Genomic DNA, 15,561 nt, shown 5'->3' with positions numbered 1-15,561 from the left:
GCGCACCTGAATGTCCGTGTAGATCCCTGTGCCGGCATTGTTCTGTCACCGGTAGCTGGCAAGATAGCCGTCAGTCTCATGGAAAAGGATGCGCAGGCGCCCAAGGCCGGGTGTTTCAGCGCTTTGACGAGCATGAACAGCCTTCATACGATTGAACCGGAATGCGCCGTGCGCTTCGGCCCCTTCACCTTTTACCCCCAGCAGCGCCTGGTGTGCGAAGAGGGCCGGCCGCTGCCGTTGGGCGGGCGCGCCCTGGACATTCTTGGGGTGCTGGTGGAGCAGGCCGGGCAGTTTGTCGACAAGGCATCCTTGATCGCACGGGTGTGGCCGAGCAGTGTGGTGGAGGAGAACAACCTGCGGGTGCACATCGCGGCCTTGCGCCGTGCCCTGGCCGATGGCGAGGACGGGCGGCGCTATATCATCAACCTGCCGCAACGCGGTTATTGTTTTGTCGCGACGCAGCCGACGCAGTCAGCACCTGCGCAGCCTCTACCTCAACATAATCTGCCGGCGCGCCTGGTACCGGTGTTCGGCCTGGATCCGCTGGCCCATGCCCTTGCCCGGCGTTTGCCTGGGCAAACGCTGATGACGCTCACCGGGTGCGCCGGTATCGGCAAAACCACCCTGGCCCTCTACCTGGCCGCACAAGTGCTGCCGCGTTATCGCGACGGAGTGTGGCGCGTGGAGTTGGCCGGTATCAGTCGGTTATCGGACGTGGTCCGTCAATTGTCCAGGGTGCTCGGGATTGAGGTTGAACCGGGCGGCACGCTGCATGGCTTTTGCCGACAACTGGCGTCACGGCAATTGCTGCTGGTGCTTGATGGGTGTGAACAGGCATTGGCCGCTTGCCGCAACCTGGTATTCGCCCTAAGGGGCATGGCGCCCCAGGTAACGCTGCTGCTGAGTAGCCGCGAAGCCCTGAATATTCCCGGCGAATGGGCCCAGCGCGTACCCGCGTTGGCATTGCCGCCGTTGTCGGCATTGGCGGACGTCGAGCAGACGCTGGCTTCGCCTGCGGTGCAGCTATTTGTCAGCCGGGCCCAGGCCAGTCAGCAAGGCTTTGAGTTACGCAGGCAAGACCTGGCGCCTCTGCGGGATATCTGCCGGCGCTTAGACGGCATCCCGTTGGCTCTGGAACTGGCGGCGGCCCAGGTCGACGCCCTTGGGGTCAAGAGCCTGCAAGCGCAGTTGGTAAACGGCTTGCAGGTGCTGACTCGCGGGCGGCGAACGGCTGTAGAACGCCATCAATCCATGAGCGCCGCGCTGGACTGGACCTATGATCGCTTGAGCCTGCCGGAGCGCTGGCTGTTCCTCCAACTGGGCCTGTTCAAGATGGCGGTGACCGTGCCGACGCTGGGCGCGCTGGTTGCCGGCACTGAGCTGGAACACGCCGACCTGTCTTATCTGCTGGCACGCTTGGTGGCGACTTCGCTGCTGACCGTCGAACCCGGTCCCGGTCTTCGGCGTTATCGTTTGCTCAATAGCGTGCGTGCCTACGCGTTGGCCCGCCTGGGTGACCCGGCCCAGGTGATGCTGTTGCAACAAGGCTACGAGCTCGAGCCGTTCTCAGGCCGGCAGCGGGTGGTGCAGTTCGTCGAGCAAGCGGCGCACGCTCACTAGGTCCGGCGTGGAAAATCCTTCAGTGAAGCGCCCATACACCGCTTGTAGAAGCTCGCGTGCGGCAGTCTGTCGGCCCTCTCGCTGCCATAGTCGGGCAAGGGACAGGGCGCAACGCAGTTCCCAGGCCAATGCTCCCTGCTGACGAGCCAGCCCCAGCCCTTCCAGCAGCAGCCTTTCAGCCGCTTGCGCCGCGAGCGGGTCAGCCCCGAGCAGCAGGGATTCGGCCCGCGCCCGCAGGATTTCTGCGGTGCACCAACCCGCCTTGCCCTGCCTGGCGCGTTCGAAGCAGGCCTCATCCACGTCCCGTGTGCGCAGGGTCGCAACGATGTCCTTGATCAGGCCAAGGCCGTCGAGATCGTCCTCGGGCACATCACCGTCCAATGCCAGGGCGTAATGCCTGGCCCAGGTGTCGAACAGCAACACCGAGTGCTTCTGTGCCTGCTGCGACAACAGGTCGAGCATTGACCTTGCCGCCGCGTCGTCGCCGTTGTAGTGGGCGATGACGACGCCCGAGAGGGCCAGTGTGTAGCAGATCGAGGTGCCGTGATTGATTTGCAGCGCCAGCTCCAGCGCCTGTCGGGCGGTGCGCCAGGCGCGCTCCGGGAAGCCCTGTAGCCAGAGGATGCGCGCCAGCACCGTCAGCGACGCCACGCTCTGGTCGTATTGCACGCCAAATCCATGGGTAAACCGATTGAGGTGGCCGCTGTGGGCCATGCGCTGCATCACCTGTTCGGCGTCGTGCCGCGCCAGGGCCTGGTTACCGACGAAATGTTGCGCCAGTACTCGCAGGCGCTGTGCGCTCAAGTCCAGCAGCGGTTGGGCGTTGGGGTCCAGGCGGTCGAAATGCAGGCTTTGGCGCAGGGCCTGGCGGTAGTTGCCGTTGCACAGGTTCACGGCCATATGGCCGGACACCGCCCTGAGCTGCCCGGCGACATCGTGGCTGGCTTCGGCCAGTTGCCGTGCCTGCTCAAAGGCATTGATGGTCTGCGGGGTTGCGCCCTGGGTGTGATAGGAAAAGCTGCCTAGGGCCAACTGCAGTTGCAGGTGCAAGTGTGGGCAGGGTGCTGCCGATTGCTGAAGCAACGCCAGGGCCTTGCCCACATACAAACCGTGTTCGGTGAGCAGCGACAGCTCCTGCCACAGCGGCATTGCACTGACCGTCAGGCGGATCGCCAGCAACGGCGCGCCATCCTCGCGCAACCCCCAGTCGAGGGCCGCACGCACGTCTTCGCGACAGGCTGCATAACGGTCGAGCCATTGCTGGGTGGGCACTCGTTCCCAGTCGGCTTGCGCTTGATTCATCAGCGTCAGGCAGCGGCCGGCGTGTCGCTCACGGCTGGCCTCCAGTTCGCAGGCGCTACTGAGTTTCTCCAGGGCATAGGTCCGGGTGATGTCCAGCAGCCGATAGGCCACCTCTTCGTCGCCTACCTCAACGTTGAGCAGGGACTTGGCCACCAACTGCGTGATCGAGCCCAGCACCTCCATCGGCGCAATGTGCTCACCGGCGATTACCGCCGCCGCCGATGCCAGGGTGAAACTACCCCGGAACACCGCAAGGCGCCGCAGGCATACCTGCTCGCAAGCGGTCAGCAGATCGAAGCTCCACTCCAGGGTGGCGCGCAGCGTTTGGTGCCGGGGCAGGGCGCTGCGTCGACCACGGGTCAACAGGCGAAAGTTGTCCTCCATCTGCACCAGCAAGCCCTTCAGGCCAAAGCGTTCGATTTGCGCCGCCACCAGCTCGATCGCCAAGGGAATACCGTCCAGGCGTCGGCAAATATCGATGGCCAGGGGCAGCTCGGCGTCACTCAGTTCAAAGCCGTCCCAGCGCGACAGCGCCCGTTCCACCAGCAATTGCAGCGCGGGGTACGCCATGGCTTCGGCGCGGCCGCCAGTGGCCGGCGGGCATGCCAAAGGCTCCAGGCGCTGCACGAACTCGCCCTCGGCGCGCAGCGCTTCACGGCTGGTGGTCAGAATGTGTAACTGAGGGGCATGGCGCAGCAGGGTTTCGCTGATCAGCGCAATATCGTCGAGCAGGTGCTCGCAGTTGTCGATCACCAGCAGCATCTGGCGCTCGCGCAACAGGCTGGCGAGGCCGGACAAGGGGTCGTGACTCGGTGGCGTAAGCTCCAGCAGGGCGGCGAGGTTGGGCACGATCATCGACGGCTGGCTCAGGGGCGCCAGGTCCAGCAGACGGATGCCGTCGCGGTAACGTCCGATCAGCAGTTCAGCCACTCGCAGCGCGACGGTGGTCTTGCCGATACCCCCTGCACCCGTGAGGGTGATGAAGCGGTGGTGAGGCAGCTGTTGCACCAGGCTTTCGATCAGGGCCTGGCGCCCCAGCATCCGCGTGCGGCGCAGCGGCAGGTTGTGCCCTGGATAGGGCGAAGTGGCGTCGCCCTCCAACGTTGTGGGGTCGACACTCAGCGGGGCAACAAAACTGTAGCCACGCTGGGCCACCGTGACGATATAGCGCTGCCCGGCCTGGCCGTCGCCGAGCGCCTTGCGCAGGGCTGCCATGTGCACCCGCAGGTTGCCATCCTCCACCACCGTCCTGGGCCAGACCCGGGCGATCAGCTCCTGTTTGCTCACCACCTGACCGGCGTGCTCCAGCAAAATCAGGAGGATATCCACCGCCCGCCGGCCCAGGCGCAACGGCTGGCCACCCTCCAGCACCACGCGCTGGCGCGGGTGAATTTGGTAGGGGCCGAAATGCATGGCCTGGTCGTGGGGGTTGCTCATGCGCGGGCTCTGGGGTGGGGTCTGTGGTGCATATTCCAGAGGTTTGCGCCCGGGTGCAATCACCACTAGGCGGCGATCACGCGAAGTTGGTGGTTACGCCAGGTCATCGGGTTCACGCCTTCACTGCGGCTGAAAATATGGCAGAAGTGTGCCTGGTCGCAGAAACCGCATTCCTGGCTGATTTGAGTCAGGCTCAAGGCGGAACTGACGATCAGTTCCTTGGCCCGCTGGATGCGTTGTTGGCGGATCCATTCCTGGGGAGACAGGCCCGTACTGCACTTAAAGGCGCGAGAGAAATGGCTACGGGACAGCGCACATGCCCGCGCCAGTTCCGTGACTTCCAGGCTTTCTCCCAGGTTCGCCAGGATCAACTGCTTGACCATGCGTTCGCGGCGGGCACACAGCCCGCCGGTGGCGGATGGGCGTGAGTGCGGGGCAGGTGCGATGTGCTCGAGTCGGGCCATGACAGATTCCGTGGTCGATGGGAGCGTTCCCGGTGAATGAAAATCCAGTGTAGACCGCCGTATTTTTCGCTCCGGCCTGTCTGGCTGGCGAGTTAATCGTTGTTAATTTCGCCAGGTGTCCGGGGAAAAAAGACAGCACAGGCATGCAATTGCGCACGCCTTGAACGTGTTTAGCTGGCGGCCTGTTCACCCTCCGGTAAACCCTATGAATCGCAACGACCTGCGCCGCGTCGACATGAACCTGTTGGTGATTTTCGAGGCCCTGATGTTCGAAAAGAACCTGACCCGGGTTGCCGAAAAACTCTTCATGGGGCAGCCGGCCGTGAGTGCGGCCCTGGGCCGGTTGCGCGACCTGTTCGATGACCCGCTGCTGCTGCGCAATGGTCGCGGCATGGAGCCCACGCCACGGGCCGTGGCGATCCTCAAGGAGTTGCAACCGGCGATGGACATCATTTCCGGCGCGGTCAGCCGCGCCAAGGACTTCGACCCTTCCACCAGTTGCGCGGTGTTTCGCATCGGGCTGTCGGACGACGCCGAGTTCGGGCTGTTTCCACCGTTGCTCAGCCAGCTGCGCGAAGAGGCGCCGGGGATCATCGTGGTGGTGCGGCGCGCGAACTACTTGCTGATGTCGGCATTGTTGGCCAGTGGCGAGATCTCCGTGGGGGTCAGCTACACCACCGAGCTGCCGGCCAATGCCAAGCGCAAGAAGCTGCGGGACATTCCATGCAAGGTCCTGCGGGGGGACGACCGGCCTGAACCGTTGACCCTGGATGACTACTGTTCGCGGCCCCATGCCATGGTTTCGTTTTCCGGTGATTTGAGCGGCAATATCGACCTGGATCTGGCGCGCATCGGTCGAGCCCGGCGAGTGGTGTTGGCGGTGCCGCAATTCAGCGGGTTGCGGGACCTGTTGGCCGGCAGCGAGATGATTGCGACGGTGCCCGATTATGCCGCCTGCGCGTTGACCCAAGGCAGCGGCTTACGGGCCGAAGACCCGCCGTTCAGCATCGATGCCGCAGAGCTGTCGATGGTATGGAGTGGCGTGCACGACAACGACCCGGCGGAGCGCTGGTTGCGATCGCGGATTGGCGAACACATGTCGCGGGCGCTCTAACAGAGCACGTACATCCAATTTTTCCGCTACGTGACACCCCACACTGCGGCCATCGCTCACGTATTAAGGGGAGGGGCACGATGGACTCAGCAACGCAACAAGGCGGCCCGGACGAGGTTGTCACCTTGGTGGTCAAACACCGCATCAAGCTCGGCCACGAAGCCGACTATGAAGCTTGGCTGCGGCGCATCGTGCGTATCGCGGGCGAACGTCCGGGCCATCTCGGCGTCGACGTGGTGCGCACCCGGCAGGGCGGCTTGGCGCTGTTCACCTGCGTGCTGCGTTACCGCTCCACCGATGACCTGGAGCGCTGGCTCGATTCGCCGCAGCGCCTGGAGCTGATCAACGAAGCAGCACCGATGCTGGCCGACGGCGACCAGACTGAAGTCGGCGCGGTCAACGAGTTCTGGTTTTCGCCCCTGGCCGATGCCGCTGCCAAGCCGCCGCGCTGGAAGCAGGCGGTGGTCACGCTGCTGGTGATCCTGCCGCTGACCTTGCTGGTGCCGATCATCTGGGGCCCGGTACTGAGGCTGCATCCGTTCTTGTCCAACTACATCGTCGCCACCTTCCTGGTCACCGTGACTATCGTTGTCCTGGTGGTTTACCTGCTGATGCCGGCGGCTACCCGCCTGTTCGCTCCCTGGCTTGAAGCCTCTGTAAAGGAAACCCTATGAACGCCGATCTGATTCTGTTCAATGGCCAGTTCCACACCGTGGACCGTGAAAACCCCCGCGCCACGGCAGTCGCCATTCACCAGGGCCGCTTCGTCGCGGTGGGCACCGACGGCGAAGCCATGGCCCTGCGCGGCAGTGGCACCCAGGTCATCGACCTCAAGGGCCGCACCGTCATCCCTGGCCTTAACGACTCGCACCTGCACCTGATCCGTGGCGGCCTGAACTACAACCTCGAACTGCGCTGGGAAGGCGTGCCGTCCCTGGCCGATGCCCTGCGCATGCTCAAGGACCAGGCCGACCGCACGCCCACGCCGCAGTGGGTACGGGTGGTGGGCGGCTGGAACGAATTCCAGTTCGCCGAAAAACGCATGCCCACTCTCGATGAACTCAACCAAGCCGCACCCGACACGCCGGTGTTCGTGCTGCACCTGTACGACCGCGCCTTGCTCAACCGCGCCGCCCTGCGCGTGGCCGGCTACACCAAGGACACGCCGAACCCGCCCGGCGGCGAGATCGTACGCGACCACAACGGCAACCCCACCGGCATGCTGGTGGCCAAGCCCAACGCGATGATTCTCTACTCGACCCTGGCCAAGGGCCCGAAACTGCCCCTGGAATACCAGGTCAATTCCACCCGCCAGTTCATGCGTGAACTCAACCGCCTGGGCCTGACCAGTGCCATCGACGCCGGCGGCGGTTTCCAGAACTACCCCGACGACTATGCGGTGATCGAGCAGTTGGCCAAGGACCAGCAACTGACCGTGCGTATCGCCTACAACCTGTTCACCCAGAAGCCCAAGGAAGAACTCAACGACTTCAAGAACTGGACCGGCAGCGTGACCCTGCACCAGGGCGACGACTACCTGCGCCACAACGGTGCCGGCGAGATGCTGGTGTTCTCGGCGGCGGATTTCGAAGACTTCCTCGAACCCCGCCCGGACCTGCCGCTGACCATGGAGCAGGAGCTGGAGCCGGTGGTGCGCCACTTGGTGGAACAGCGCTGGCCGTTCCGTCTGCACGCCACCTATAACGAATCGATCTCGCGGATGCTCGACGTGTTCGAGAAGGTCAACCGCGACATCCCGTTCAACGGCCTGCCGTGGTTCTTCGACCACGCCGAAACCATCACCCAGCAGAACATCGAACGGGTGCGGGCGCTGGGCGGCGGTATCGCGATCCAGGACCGCATGGCGTTCCAGGGTGAGTACTTTGTGGAGCGCTACGGCGCCAAGGCTGCCGAGGCCACGCCGCCGATCAAGCGCATGCTCGCCGAGGGCGTGCCGGTGGGTGCCGGTACCGACGCCACCCGAGTGTCGAGCTACAACCCCTGGACCTCGCTGTACTGGATGGTCAGCGGTCGCACCGTGGGCGGGCTGGAGCTGCACGCCGAAGGTTTGCCCCGGCTGACCGCCCTGGAACTGTTCACCCATGGCAGCGCCTGGTTCTCCTCCGAACAGGGCAAGAAGGGCCAGATCAAGGTCGGCCAATTGGCGGACGTGGCGGCCCTGTCGGCGGACTTCTTCAGCGTCGACGAGGAAGCCATCAAGTGGATCGAATCGGTGCTCACCGTGGTCGGCGGCAAAGTGGTCTACGGCGCCGGCGACTTTGAAGATTTCGCGCCTCCCAGCGTGCCCGTGCTGCCGGACTGGTCGCCGGTGGCCAAGGTGCCGGGCCACTGGCGCCCGACTGCGCCGCTCCAGGCCCAGGTTCACCAGTGCAGCGGCCCGTGTGGCGTGCATTCCCATAGCCATGAACGGGCGCGTCTGTCGAACGTACCGGTCAGCGACTTCCAGGGTTTCTGGGGCGCATTTGGCTGCTCATGTTTTGCCTTTTGAATACAACCCCAAGGAGTTCACCCATGACTTACAAACGCCTGAACAAAGATGATGCCGTAGTACTGCTGGTGGATCACCAGACCGGCCTGATCTCGCTGGTACAGGACTTCTCACCCAACGAGTTCAAGAACAACGTACTGGCCCTGGCGGACCTGGCGAAGTTCTTCAAACTGCCGACCATCCTCACCACCAGCTTCGAAAGCGGCCCCAACGGCCCGATGGTCCCGGAGCTCAAGGAACTGTTCCCGGACGCGCCGTACATCCCGCGTCCTGGCCAGATCAATGCATGGGACAACGAAGATTTCGTCAAGGCGGTAAAAGCCACCGGGCGCAAGCAACTGATCATTGCCGGTGTGGTGACGGATGTCTGCGTGACCTTCCCGACGCTGTCGGCGCTGGCTGAAGGCTTTGAAGTGTTCGTGGTTACCGATGCGTCGGGCACCTTCAACGAAACCGTGCAACAGGCCGCCTGGGCACGCATGACAGCAGCCGGTGCGCAGTTGGTGAACTGGTTCTCGGTGGCGTGTGAGCTGCAGGTCGACTGGCGCAACGATATGGAAGGCCTGGCCAACTTGCTGTCGCCGCGCATTCCCAACTATCGCAACCTGATGAACAGCTACTCGGCGCTGACGGCCAAGTAACCTCAGGGCCGAAGCAACCACCTTGTGGCGAGGGAGCTTGCTCCCGCTGGAGTGCGAAGCGCTCCCAGGATTTTTGGGGCCGCTACGCAGCCCAGCGGGAGCAAGCTCCCTCGCCACATGGGTATCGATATTTGATTTGTGGTGTGGCGACTGGCGGGCTATAAAACAGCCCAGCGTCCACCGAGCAGAGACAATGAACCCCTTCGAAGACATGCGCCTGTTTTGCCAGGTCATGGAATCCGGCAGCTTCACCGCCGCCGCCGAACACCTTGGCCTGTCCAAGCAATTTGTCAGCCGTCGCCTGATCCAGTTGGAAGAACGCCTGGGCGTACGCCTGCTCAACCGTTCTACCCGCCGCCTGGACGTCACGCCGCTGGGCCAGAGTTACTACGAATCCGCCTTGCGCCTGCTCAGTGAAGTCGAGCAAGTGGAGCAGGGCATCTCCGGGCAAAACACCGAGCCCCGCGGCACCATTCGCTTGAGCGCGCCGTTGTCGTTTGCCATGGCGCATTTGGGCAGCCTGTTGCCGCTGTTTTTGCAGCGCTATCCCCACGTGTCGGTGGAAGTCGACCTCAGCGACCGCCCCGTCGACCTGATCAGCGAAGGCTATGACTTGGTGCTGCGCATCGGCACACTTGAAGACTCCACCCTGATTGCCCGCCGCATCGCCAGCGTACAGCGCGTCTACTGCGCCAGCCCCGACTACCTGGCCCGACGTGGTACCCCGCAAACCCCGGAAGACCTCGCCGAGCACGCGTGCTTGCCCTATGGCCACAGTCGCCAAGTGCAATGGCGTTTTATGGTGAAGGGCAAACCGTTGGTGTTGAATGTCAGCGGGCGCATGCGCGTGAACAACGGTGAGTTGCTGCGGGACTCGGCAATCGCCGGGTTGGGCGTCACCTACCTGCCGACTTTTATCGTCGCCGAAGCCCTGAACGACGGGCGCCTGGTCCCCCTGTTGGAAGCGTTTGCCCCTGAAGCCTTGGCCCTGTCGGCGGTGTTCCCCCAACACCGGCAAAGCTCACGGCCGGTGCAGGCGTTGATTGAGTTCTTGCGTGAAAGCCTGGCGTTGGCATAACTCCGGTTATTGATTGCTGGTTGGATACTTATAGATTGATCAGCGATTCTAAATAAATGCTAAGGAAACTCCTACGTGTCAGCCCGGTGGTGAAGTTTATATTTTCCGGACTGGCATCTTTGTTGAGTGATAGAGGGTGTCAAGTGTCAATAAATTAGAAAAAATCATAAGTGAGTTAGTTTATGAAAAAAATAATCGCGCCGATTTTACTGTGTGCCGCCTGTGCGGTTTCTTCTTTGTCCGCTACCGCGAACTCTGGGATTAGTATCAAGCCATATCCCATGCCTGCCGTGACAACCACAACGACAAAATTTCAGCAGAGTTGCACCAAGAATGTGGGCAATGCTTATTACGCTGGCGGCGTCTTTTATCAGCCGCAATTTAGAGGGACGGCGTATGGGGTGGTGACTCGCTCGTCGACGGGGCACAAAACAGTCAAGGTGACTGGGTATAACATTTATAAACATTATATTAAGCAGAATGCCGGTAACAAGGCCAATCTGAACCTCAGTATTGACAGTGGAAGCCAACACAAATCTGCGGATAACCTGAAGCAGCACACGAATTGGGGGACTATTGACTCGATCGATCTCTCACGTACGGCTGTGAATGGGCGGACGGCGAATTTTCAATTCATTTTTGATAAGAGTGGTAACGATCCGAGTTGCACTGCCACCCTCGCGCTATAACTGAATAAAGACCCGATGGCAGTGGCGCAGCTTGATGATATTCATTTGGATAAGTTTATCTCGCTCATAGATATCACCAAGTGCTATCAGTTGGGCGGCAAACTGTGTCATGTGCTTAAGGGCACCTCGCTGTTTATCGGCGCCAAGGAAAGTTGTGCGATCCTTGGCGCATCGGGTTCAGGCAAAAGTACATTGCTTAATATACTTGGCCTGTTGGATCTGCCTGACAGCGGTCAATACCGGTTTGCTGGCCACGATGTACTCACGGCGTGTACTGATCAACTGGCTGCGCTGCGAAACCGGCAAATCGGTTTTGTTTTCCAGAATTTCAACCTGATTGCGCGGATGACGGCGCTTGAAAATGTCGCCCTTCCCCTGAGCTACCGCGGCGTTGGTCGCCGTGAGGCCTTGTTGCGTGCAAAGGCGATGCTCGAACAAGTCGGGCTCTGCGATCGGTCTGCCCATCGTCCTGCGGACTTGTCGGGTGGCCAGCGCCAACGCGTGGCCATCGCTCGCGCATTGGTGGGGCAACCTTCTCTGATCCTGGCTGATGAGCCCACCGGTAATCTCGATCACCAGACGGCCCACGACATCATGGACCTGTTGCTGTCACTCAATCGGGAGCATGGGACCACCTTGGTCGTGGTCACCCATGACGCCGCTATCGCACGGCGCCTGGATCGACAGATTCGAGTCATCGACGCTGTTGTGCAGGAGGACCGGCTGTGTTTGGCATGAGCGCTAAGGCCGGGCAGGGTATCGGTGAGCTGATTCGTGATGCCGGCTTCAGCCTGCGCGGCTTGGGTAAGCGTTCGGTTCTCGCGCTATTGGGGATTGTCATGGGCAGTGCTTCAGTCATTGCTTTGATCAACATTGGCAGTAATGCGGCTCAAGAGGCTGAAGCAATCTTCCGGGGCATGGGCGTCGACACACTGCTGGTGCGGTTTGCTGATGTACCGGAAGTTGGGGCGAGCCTGCACGTTGACAGTGCCGGTCTGCGTTCGATGGTTGACCATCTGCGCAGCGTTGCACCGATTGCGCAGACCGGTACGGAGTTCGTGTTCAGAGGGCGCAGCCTGAACGCGACGTTGGTCGGCAGCACGGCACAGTTGGCTGATGCCATGGGGCTGGAGTTGCAGGCAGGGCGTTTTTTGTCTGAGTTTGACTCGCGTGCAACCTTCGTGGTTGTCGGGCACCAACTGGCCCAGGCGCTGGCGGCAGAGGGCAGCCCATTGCGGGTGGGCGATCACCTGCGTCTCAACGATTACCTGTATCAGGTCATTGGCATCTTGCAAGACCGTGCGGACGGGTTGATGGCGCCCGTCAGAGCCAGTTCGTCATTGATTATCCCGCTGGCAGGCATGCGCCGTGTTGACGCACAGGCACAGGTGGATGAGCTGATTATCCGTGCCACGACCGACCAGGACATGAACGCGTTTTCGGCCGCTGTGCGTAAGGCGTTATTGTCGGTAGTCGGGCCGCACGACGTCGACATCATGATTGCCCAGCAAATGATCGAAGGGATGTCCCGCCAGAACCGCACCTTCAACTACCTGCTGATGGCGCTCGCCGGTGTTTCCCTACTGAGCGGCGGAGTGGGGGTGATGAATGTGATGTTGGCGAATGTTGCCCAGCGCCGCCAGGAGATCGGCGTGCGCATGGCGCTGGGGGCTCGTCGCCGGGACATTCGCTATTTGTTTTTGCTGGAAGCGCTGTCGCTGACAGCCGTGGGCGCGGTGTTGGGTGCGCTGCTGGGTGGCCTGTGTGCCTGGGCGTACTCATCCTTGTCTGGCTGGAGTTTTTCCCTCGCCGCGTCATCGCTGGCGTTGGGGATGGGCAGTACGCTGCTGGTGGGCCTGTTTTTTGGGTTATACCCCGCCATGGCGGCCGCCAGGCTGCAACCGGTGGAGGCCTTGCGTGAAGAGTAAGGGCCCGGTGGTACTGGCTGTGTTCCTTGGCTTCTTGAGTCCGGCGGGACACGGCACGCTGCAACATTATGACGGGGTCAGTGCACCCAGCTTGCGGGGCAGTTTCAGCCTGTCCCTCGGTGAGCAGATGACCCGCCTTACCCTGGGCGAAGCGATTTATCTCGGCTTGCGCAATAACCCGAGTATCCGTAGCGGCTACTTGCAACGTGTCGCTGAAAAATTCGATCTGCAGGTCGCCGAGGAAGCCTTCAAGCCCAGGTTGACGCTGAAAAGTACCTACCTCAATACCCAGGGCAGCGAAGATCGTACGCGCAACGCTGAGCTTTCACCCCGCGCTGATTTGTTGGGCGAGTACGGTACCCGCCTGAGCCTGGGATGGACCCGACAGATGAATACCTCCGAACAGGCGGCCCGGATGCGCAGTGACGGCCTTGAGCTGGCGGTGATCCAACCGCTGCTGCGTGGCGCCGGGCGTGAGGTCACGACTGCGCCCCTGCGCCTGGCCAGGCTGTCGGAGCAGGCGCGGCGTCTGAACCTCAAGGCCAGTGTTGCCCAGACCGTCAGTGGCATCATCACCACGTATAGGAACTTGCTCCATGCCCAGGAGCAACTGAGCATCGTCGAGCAGGCACTCCAGCGCACTCATTCTTTGCTGGAGGTGAATCGGGCGCTGATCCGGGCGGGCCGCATGGCCGAGTTTGATGTGGTACAGACCCAGGCTGATATTGCCGCACAGGAGTTGGGCGTCGAAGAGGCACGCAATCAGTTGCACCGCAGCCGTGTTGCGCTGCTGCGACTGCTGGCCCTGGACCTTTCGATTCCGGTACAGGCCAGTGAGGTGTTGGATGCGTCCCAGACCCACATTGACCGCCGGCAGGCGCTGCAGTTGGCGCAGGTTCAGCAACCGGAATACCTGGCGACCTTGCTGCAAGGCCAGCAGGCGGAATTGAACCTGGTGATCGCCAAGGACCAGTCGCGCTGGGACCTGTCGCTGGTGGCGGGGGCCAATCAGAGGGTCGACCGCCATGACACCGGCGCAACCCGGCGCTGGGATCGCTACGCCGGTGTGCAGTTGGAAATTCCCCTCGGCGATCGCAGCGTCTATCAGGCCGAGGTGCAGGCGCGGGTCAATCAACAGACCCAGGAAATCGCCCTGGCTGATGCGCGCCAGGCCCTCGATGCCGAGGTCACCACGGTGGTGCGCGAACTGGGCACTTTATGGCGCCAGTACGAAATCGCCCGGCGCTCTGTCGACCTTTCACAACGCAAGCTGGACATCGAACGGGAAAAGCTTGGCGCAGGACGCTCCAGCAACTTTCAGGTCATCAGTTTCGAAGGCGATTTGCGTAACGCACAGAGTGCGCGGTTGGGTGCACTGATCGCTTATCTGAATGCCCAGACCCGCCTGGAGTTGACCCTCGGCATGACGTTGGAGAGCTGGGAGATTGCCCTCAATGATTATTAAAAACTCCGTATCGCGACAGCTACTGGTGGGCGGTGCAGTTCTACTGGCGGTGGTGACGGGCGGGCTGATCTTCGGCGCCGGCACGCCTGGCGTCAGCGCCGGATCGGATGCGAATTGGCTGGCGGTACAACCGGGTCCGCTGGTACGGCAGATCGCGCTGGCGGGCCGGATCGAGGCTCATCACACCGTCATCCTGACGGCGCCGTTTGACGGCAATGTACTGATCAAACAGGTGGAGGAGGGCCAGCAGGTGACTGCCGGGCAAGTCTTGTTGAGCATTGATCCGGCGCAGGTCCAGACGCAGTTACGTGAAGCCCTGGCTGTACAGCTCAAGGCTCGGCGTGCGGTGCGCGAGCTTGAAGAGTGGGACAACGGTGGTGCCGTGGTGCGCGCGCGCCGCGCAGTGCGCACCGCCCAGATGCTGATGAGCAACCTGACCCACAAGCTCGAGGAAAGCAGCCAGTTGTTTGACCGCGGCATCATTGCCCGCAACGAGCTGGATGACTTGAAACAGCAGGTTCAGATGCAGCACCTGGAGCTGGCTGCCGCGCACGGTGAACTCAAGCAAGTGCTGGAGCAGGGCACGGGTGAACATCGCCAGATCGCTGACATGGAACTGACTAACGCCACAGTCAAGTATGAGGCGTTGCAACAATTACTGGCTGGCCGCGAGGTACTGGCGCCGTTCGATGGTGTGGTGCTCCCGCTGCCCGCCTCACAGGGCGCTGAGCCTGGAGCGCCGCCGCCTTTACAAGCCGGCAGCAAAGTTGCGCAGGGCCAGCCGTTATTGAGCCTGGCTAACATTGAGCAGCTGAAAGTCGTGGCAAAAGTCTCGGAGCTGGACGTTAATCAACTGCGTCCGGGGCAAGCCGTCGAAGTGCTCGGTGATGGCTTCGAAGGCGAGCGTTTGAGCGGTTCTGTGTTGGGTGTCAACGGCCTGGCCTTGGCTGACGAAGGTGCCTCCAGGTTTGCGGTGACGCTGTCGATTGCGCGGCTCACGCCCGAGCAGCTACAGCGCGTACGCTTGGGCATGAGTGCCCGTTTGACTATCGTCACCTATCGCAATGACCAGGCGCTTGTCGTCCCACCCGCGGCCATTGCGCAGGAGGGCGACGTGCACCGCGTAGCCTATCGCAAAGACTTGTCGCAGCCGGAGGAAAACCGGGTGGTCACCACCGGGCAAACCACCGTGCAAGGGGTTGAGGTGTTCGGGCTGCCGCCGGGGTTTGTGCGCATTCCGAAATTGCTCAATTAACTGTAGGAGCGAGCTTGCTCGCGAAAAGCGTGAGAGCGCCGCTGGGTGCCAGGTACCCA

13 protein-coding genes are annotated in these 15,561 nt (G+C 62.0%); 11 read left to right on the top strand and 2 right to left on the bottom strand.

What is annotated here, in order from left to right:
- Positions 1-78 precede the first annotated feature (78 nt).
- A complete protein-coding gene (locus HBJ59_RS08145; protein WP_167663213.1) occupies positions 79-1,620 on the top strand; it encodes a winged helix-turn-helix domain-containing protein in 1,542 nt (513 codons plus the stop codon).
- Here the strand turns inward: HBJ59_RS08145 and HBJ59_RS08140 are convergent.
- Together HBJ59_RS08140 and HBJ59_RS08135 are read right to left on the bottom strand one after the other, a co-directional pair.
- Positions 1,567-4,359 carry a winged helix-turn-helix domain-containing protein gene (locus HBJ59_RS08140; protein ID WP_167663212.1) on the bottom strand — a complete coding sequence of 931 codons (2,793 nt, stop codon included), beginning with the start codon at positions 4,357-4,359 and terminating at the stop codon, positions 1,567-1,569. The genes HBJ59_RS08145 and HBJ59_RS08140 overlap by 54 nt on opposite strands.
- Before the next feature lie 65 nt (positions 4,360-4,424).
- A complete protein-coding gene (locus HBJ59_RS08135; RefSeq protein WP_167663211.1) occupies positions 4,425-4,823 on the bottom strand; it encodes a helix-turn-helix domain-containing protein in 399 nt (132 codons plus the stop codon).
- Positions 4,824-5,028: 205 nt separating this feature from the next.
- Between HBJ59_RS08135 and HBJ59_RS08130 the strand changes: the two genes are divergently transcribed.
- The 10 genes from HBJ59_RS08130 to HBJ59_RS08085 all read left to right on the top strand — a co-directional run bounded on the left by HBJ59_RS08130 (position 5,029) and on the right by HBJ59_RS08085 (position 15,502).
- A complete protein-coding gene (locus HBJ59_RS08130) occupies positions 5,029-5,937 on the top strand; it encodes a LysR family transcriptional regulator (protein WP_076017005.1) in 909 nt (302 codons plus the stop codon).
- 80 nt (positions 5,938-6,017) lie between these two features.
- The gene (locus HBJ59_RS08125; RefSeq protein ID WP_167663210.1) at positions 6,018-6,611 is read left to right on the top strand and encodes an antibiotic biosynthesis monooxygenase; all 594 of its coding nucleotides are present in this window, start codon (positions 6,018-6,020) and stop codon (positions 6,609-6,611) included.
- Positions 6,608-8,446, top strand: coding sequence for an amidohydrolase (locus tag HBJ59_RS08120; protein WP_167663209.1), 1,839 nt, complete (start codon positions 6,608-6,610; stop codon positions 8,444-8,446). Before HBJ59_RS08125 ends, HBJ59_RS08120 begins: the two co-directional genes overlap by 4 nt.
- A 23-nt stretch (positions 8,447-8,469) precedes the next feature.
- On the top strand, positions 8,470-9,087 hold the full coding sequence (gene ycaC, locus HBJ59_RS08115) for an isochorismate family cysteine hydrolase YcaC (protein WP_003207315.1): 618 nt from the start codon (positions 8,470-8,472) through the stop codon (positions 9,085-9,087).
- A gap of 193 nt (positions 9,088-9,280) precedes the next feature.
- On the top strand, positions 9,281-10,165 hold the full coding sequence (locus tag HBJ59_RS08110) for a LysR family transcriptional regulator (RefSeq protein WP_167663208.1): 885 nt from the start codon (positions 9,281-9,283) through the stop codon (positions 10,163-10,165).
- A 182-nt stretch (positions 10,166-10,347) separates the two neighbouring features.
- Positions 10,348-10,854, top strand: a complete 507-nt coding sequence (locus HBJ59_RS08105; RefSeq protein ID WP_076017009.1) for a hypothetical protein — start codon at positions 10,348-10,350, stop codon at positions 10,852-10,854.
- A gap of 21 nt (positions 10,855-10,875) precedes the next feature.
- Positions 10,876-11,592, top strand: a complete 717-nt coding sequence (locus tag HBJ59_RS08100) for an ABC transporter ATP-binding protein (RefSeq protein WP_372241452.1) — start codon at positions 10,876-10,878, stop codon at positions 11,590-11,592.
- Positions 11,589-12,782, top strand: a complete 1,194-nt coding sequence (locus tag HBJ59_RS08095) for an ABC transporter permease (protein WP_167663206.1) — start codon at positions 11,589-11,591, stop codon at positions 12,780-12,782. The genes HBJ59_RS08100 and HBJ59_RS08095 overlap by 4 nt, the downstream gene beginning before the upstream one ends.
- A gap of 58 nt (positions 12,783-12,840) precedes the next feature.
- Positions 12,841-14,247 (top strand): TolC family protein, encoded by a 1,407-nt coding sequence (locus HBJ59_RS08090; protein WP_256670819.1) that lies wholly within the window; start codon positions 12,841-12,843, stop codon positions 14,245-14,247.
- Positions 14,237-15,502 carry an efflux RND transporter periplasmic adaptor subunit gene (locus tag HBJ59_RS08085; RefSeq protein WP_167663205.1) on the top strand — a complete coding sequence of 422 codons (1,266 nt, stop codon included), beginning with the start codon at positions 14,237-14,239 and terminating at the stop codon, positions 15,500-15,502. Before HBJ59_RS08090 ends, HBJ59_RS08085 begins: the two co-directional genes overlap by 11 nt.
- Positions 15,503-15,561 lie beyond the last annotated feature (59 nt).

Origin of the sequence: Pseudomonas sp. AN3A02 (assembly GCF_011765255.1) — a bacterium.
In the GTDB taxonomy this organism is placed as follows: Bacteria; Pseudomonadota; Gammaproteobacteria; order Pseudomonadales; family Pseudomonadaceae; genus Aquipseudomonas.
This window is presented reverse-complemented; position numbering and strand designations above follow the sequence as displayed.

Bases quoted from the DNA above. Each gene is read 5' to 3' on its own strand.
- HBJ59_RS08145 (WP_167663213.1), top strand. From the start codon at position 79: ATGGAAAAGGATGCGCAGGCGCCCAAGGCCGGGTGTTTCAGCGCTTTG.
- HBJ59_RS08140 (WP_167663212.1), bottom strand. From the start codon at position 4,359: ATGAGCAACCCCCACGACCAGGCCATGCATTTCGGCCCCTACCAAATT.
- HBJ59_RS08135 (WP_167663211.1), bottom strand. From the start codon at position 4,823: ATGGCCCGACTCGAGCACATCGCACCTGCCCCGCACTCACGCCCATCC.
- HBJ59_RS08130 (WP_076017005.1), top strand. From the start codon at position 5,029: ATGAATCGCAACGACCTGCGCCGCGTCGACATGAACCTGTTGGTGATT.
- HBJ59_RS08125 (WP_167663210.1), top strand. From the start codon at position 6,018: ATGGACTCAGCAACGCAACAAGGCGGCCCGGACGAGGTTGTCACCTTG.
- HBJ59_RS08120 (WP_167663209.1), top strand. From the start codon at position 6,608: ATGAACGCCGATCTGATTCTGTTCAATGGCCAGTTCCACACCGTGGAC.
- ycaC (WP_003207315.1), top strand. From the start codon at position 8,470: ATGACTTACAAACGCCTGAACAAAGATGATGCCGTAGTACTGCTGGTG.
- HBJ59_RS08110 (WP_167663208.1), top strand. From the start codon at position 9,281: ATGAACCCCTTCGAAGACATGCGCCTGTTTTGCCAGGTCATGGAATCC.
- HBJ59_RS08105 (WP_076017009.1), top strand. From the start codon at position 10,348: ATGAAAAAAATAATCGCGCCGATTTTACTGTGTGCCGCCTGTGCGGTT.
- HBJ59_RS08095 (WP_167663206.1), top strand. From the start codon at position 11,589: ATGAGCGCTAAGGCCGGGCAGGGTATCGGTGAGCTGATTCGTGATGCC.
- HBJ59_RS08085 (WP_167663205.1), top strand. From the start codon at position 14,237: ATGATTATTAAAAACTCCGTATCGCGACAGCTACTGGTGGGCGGTGCA.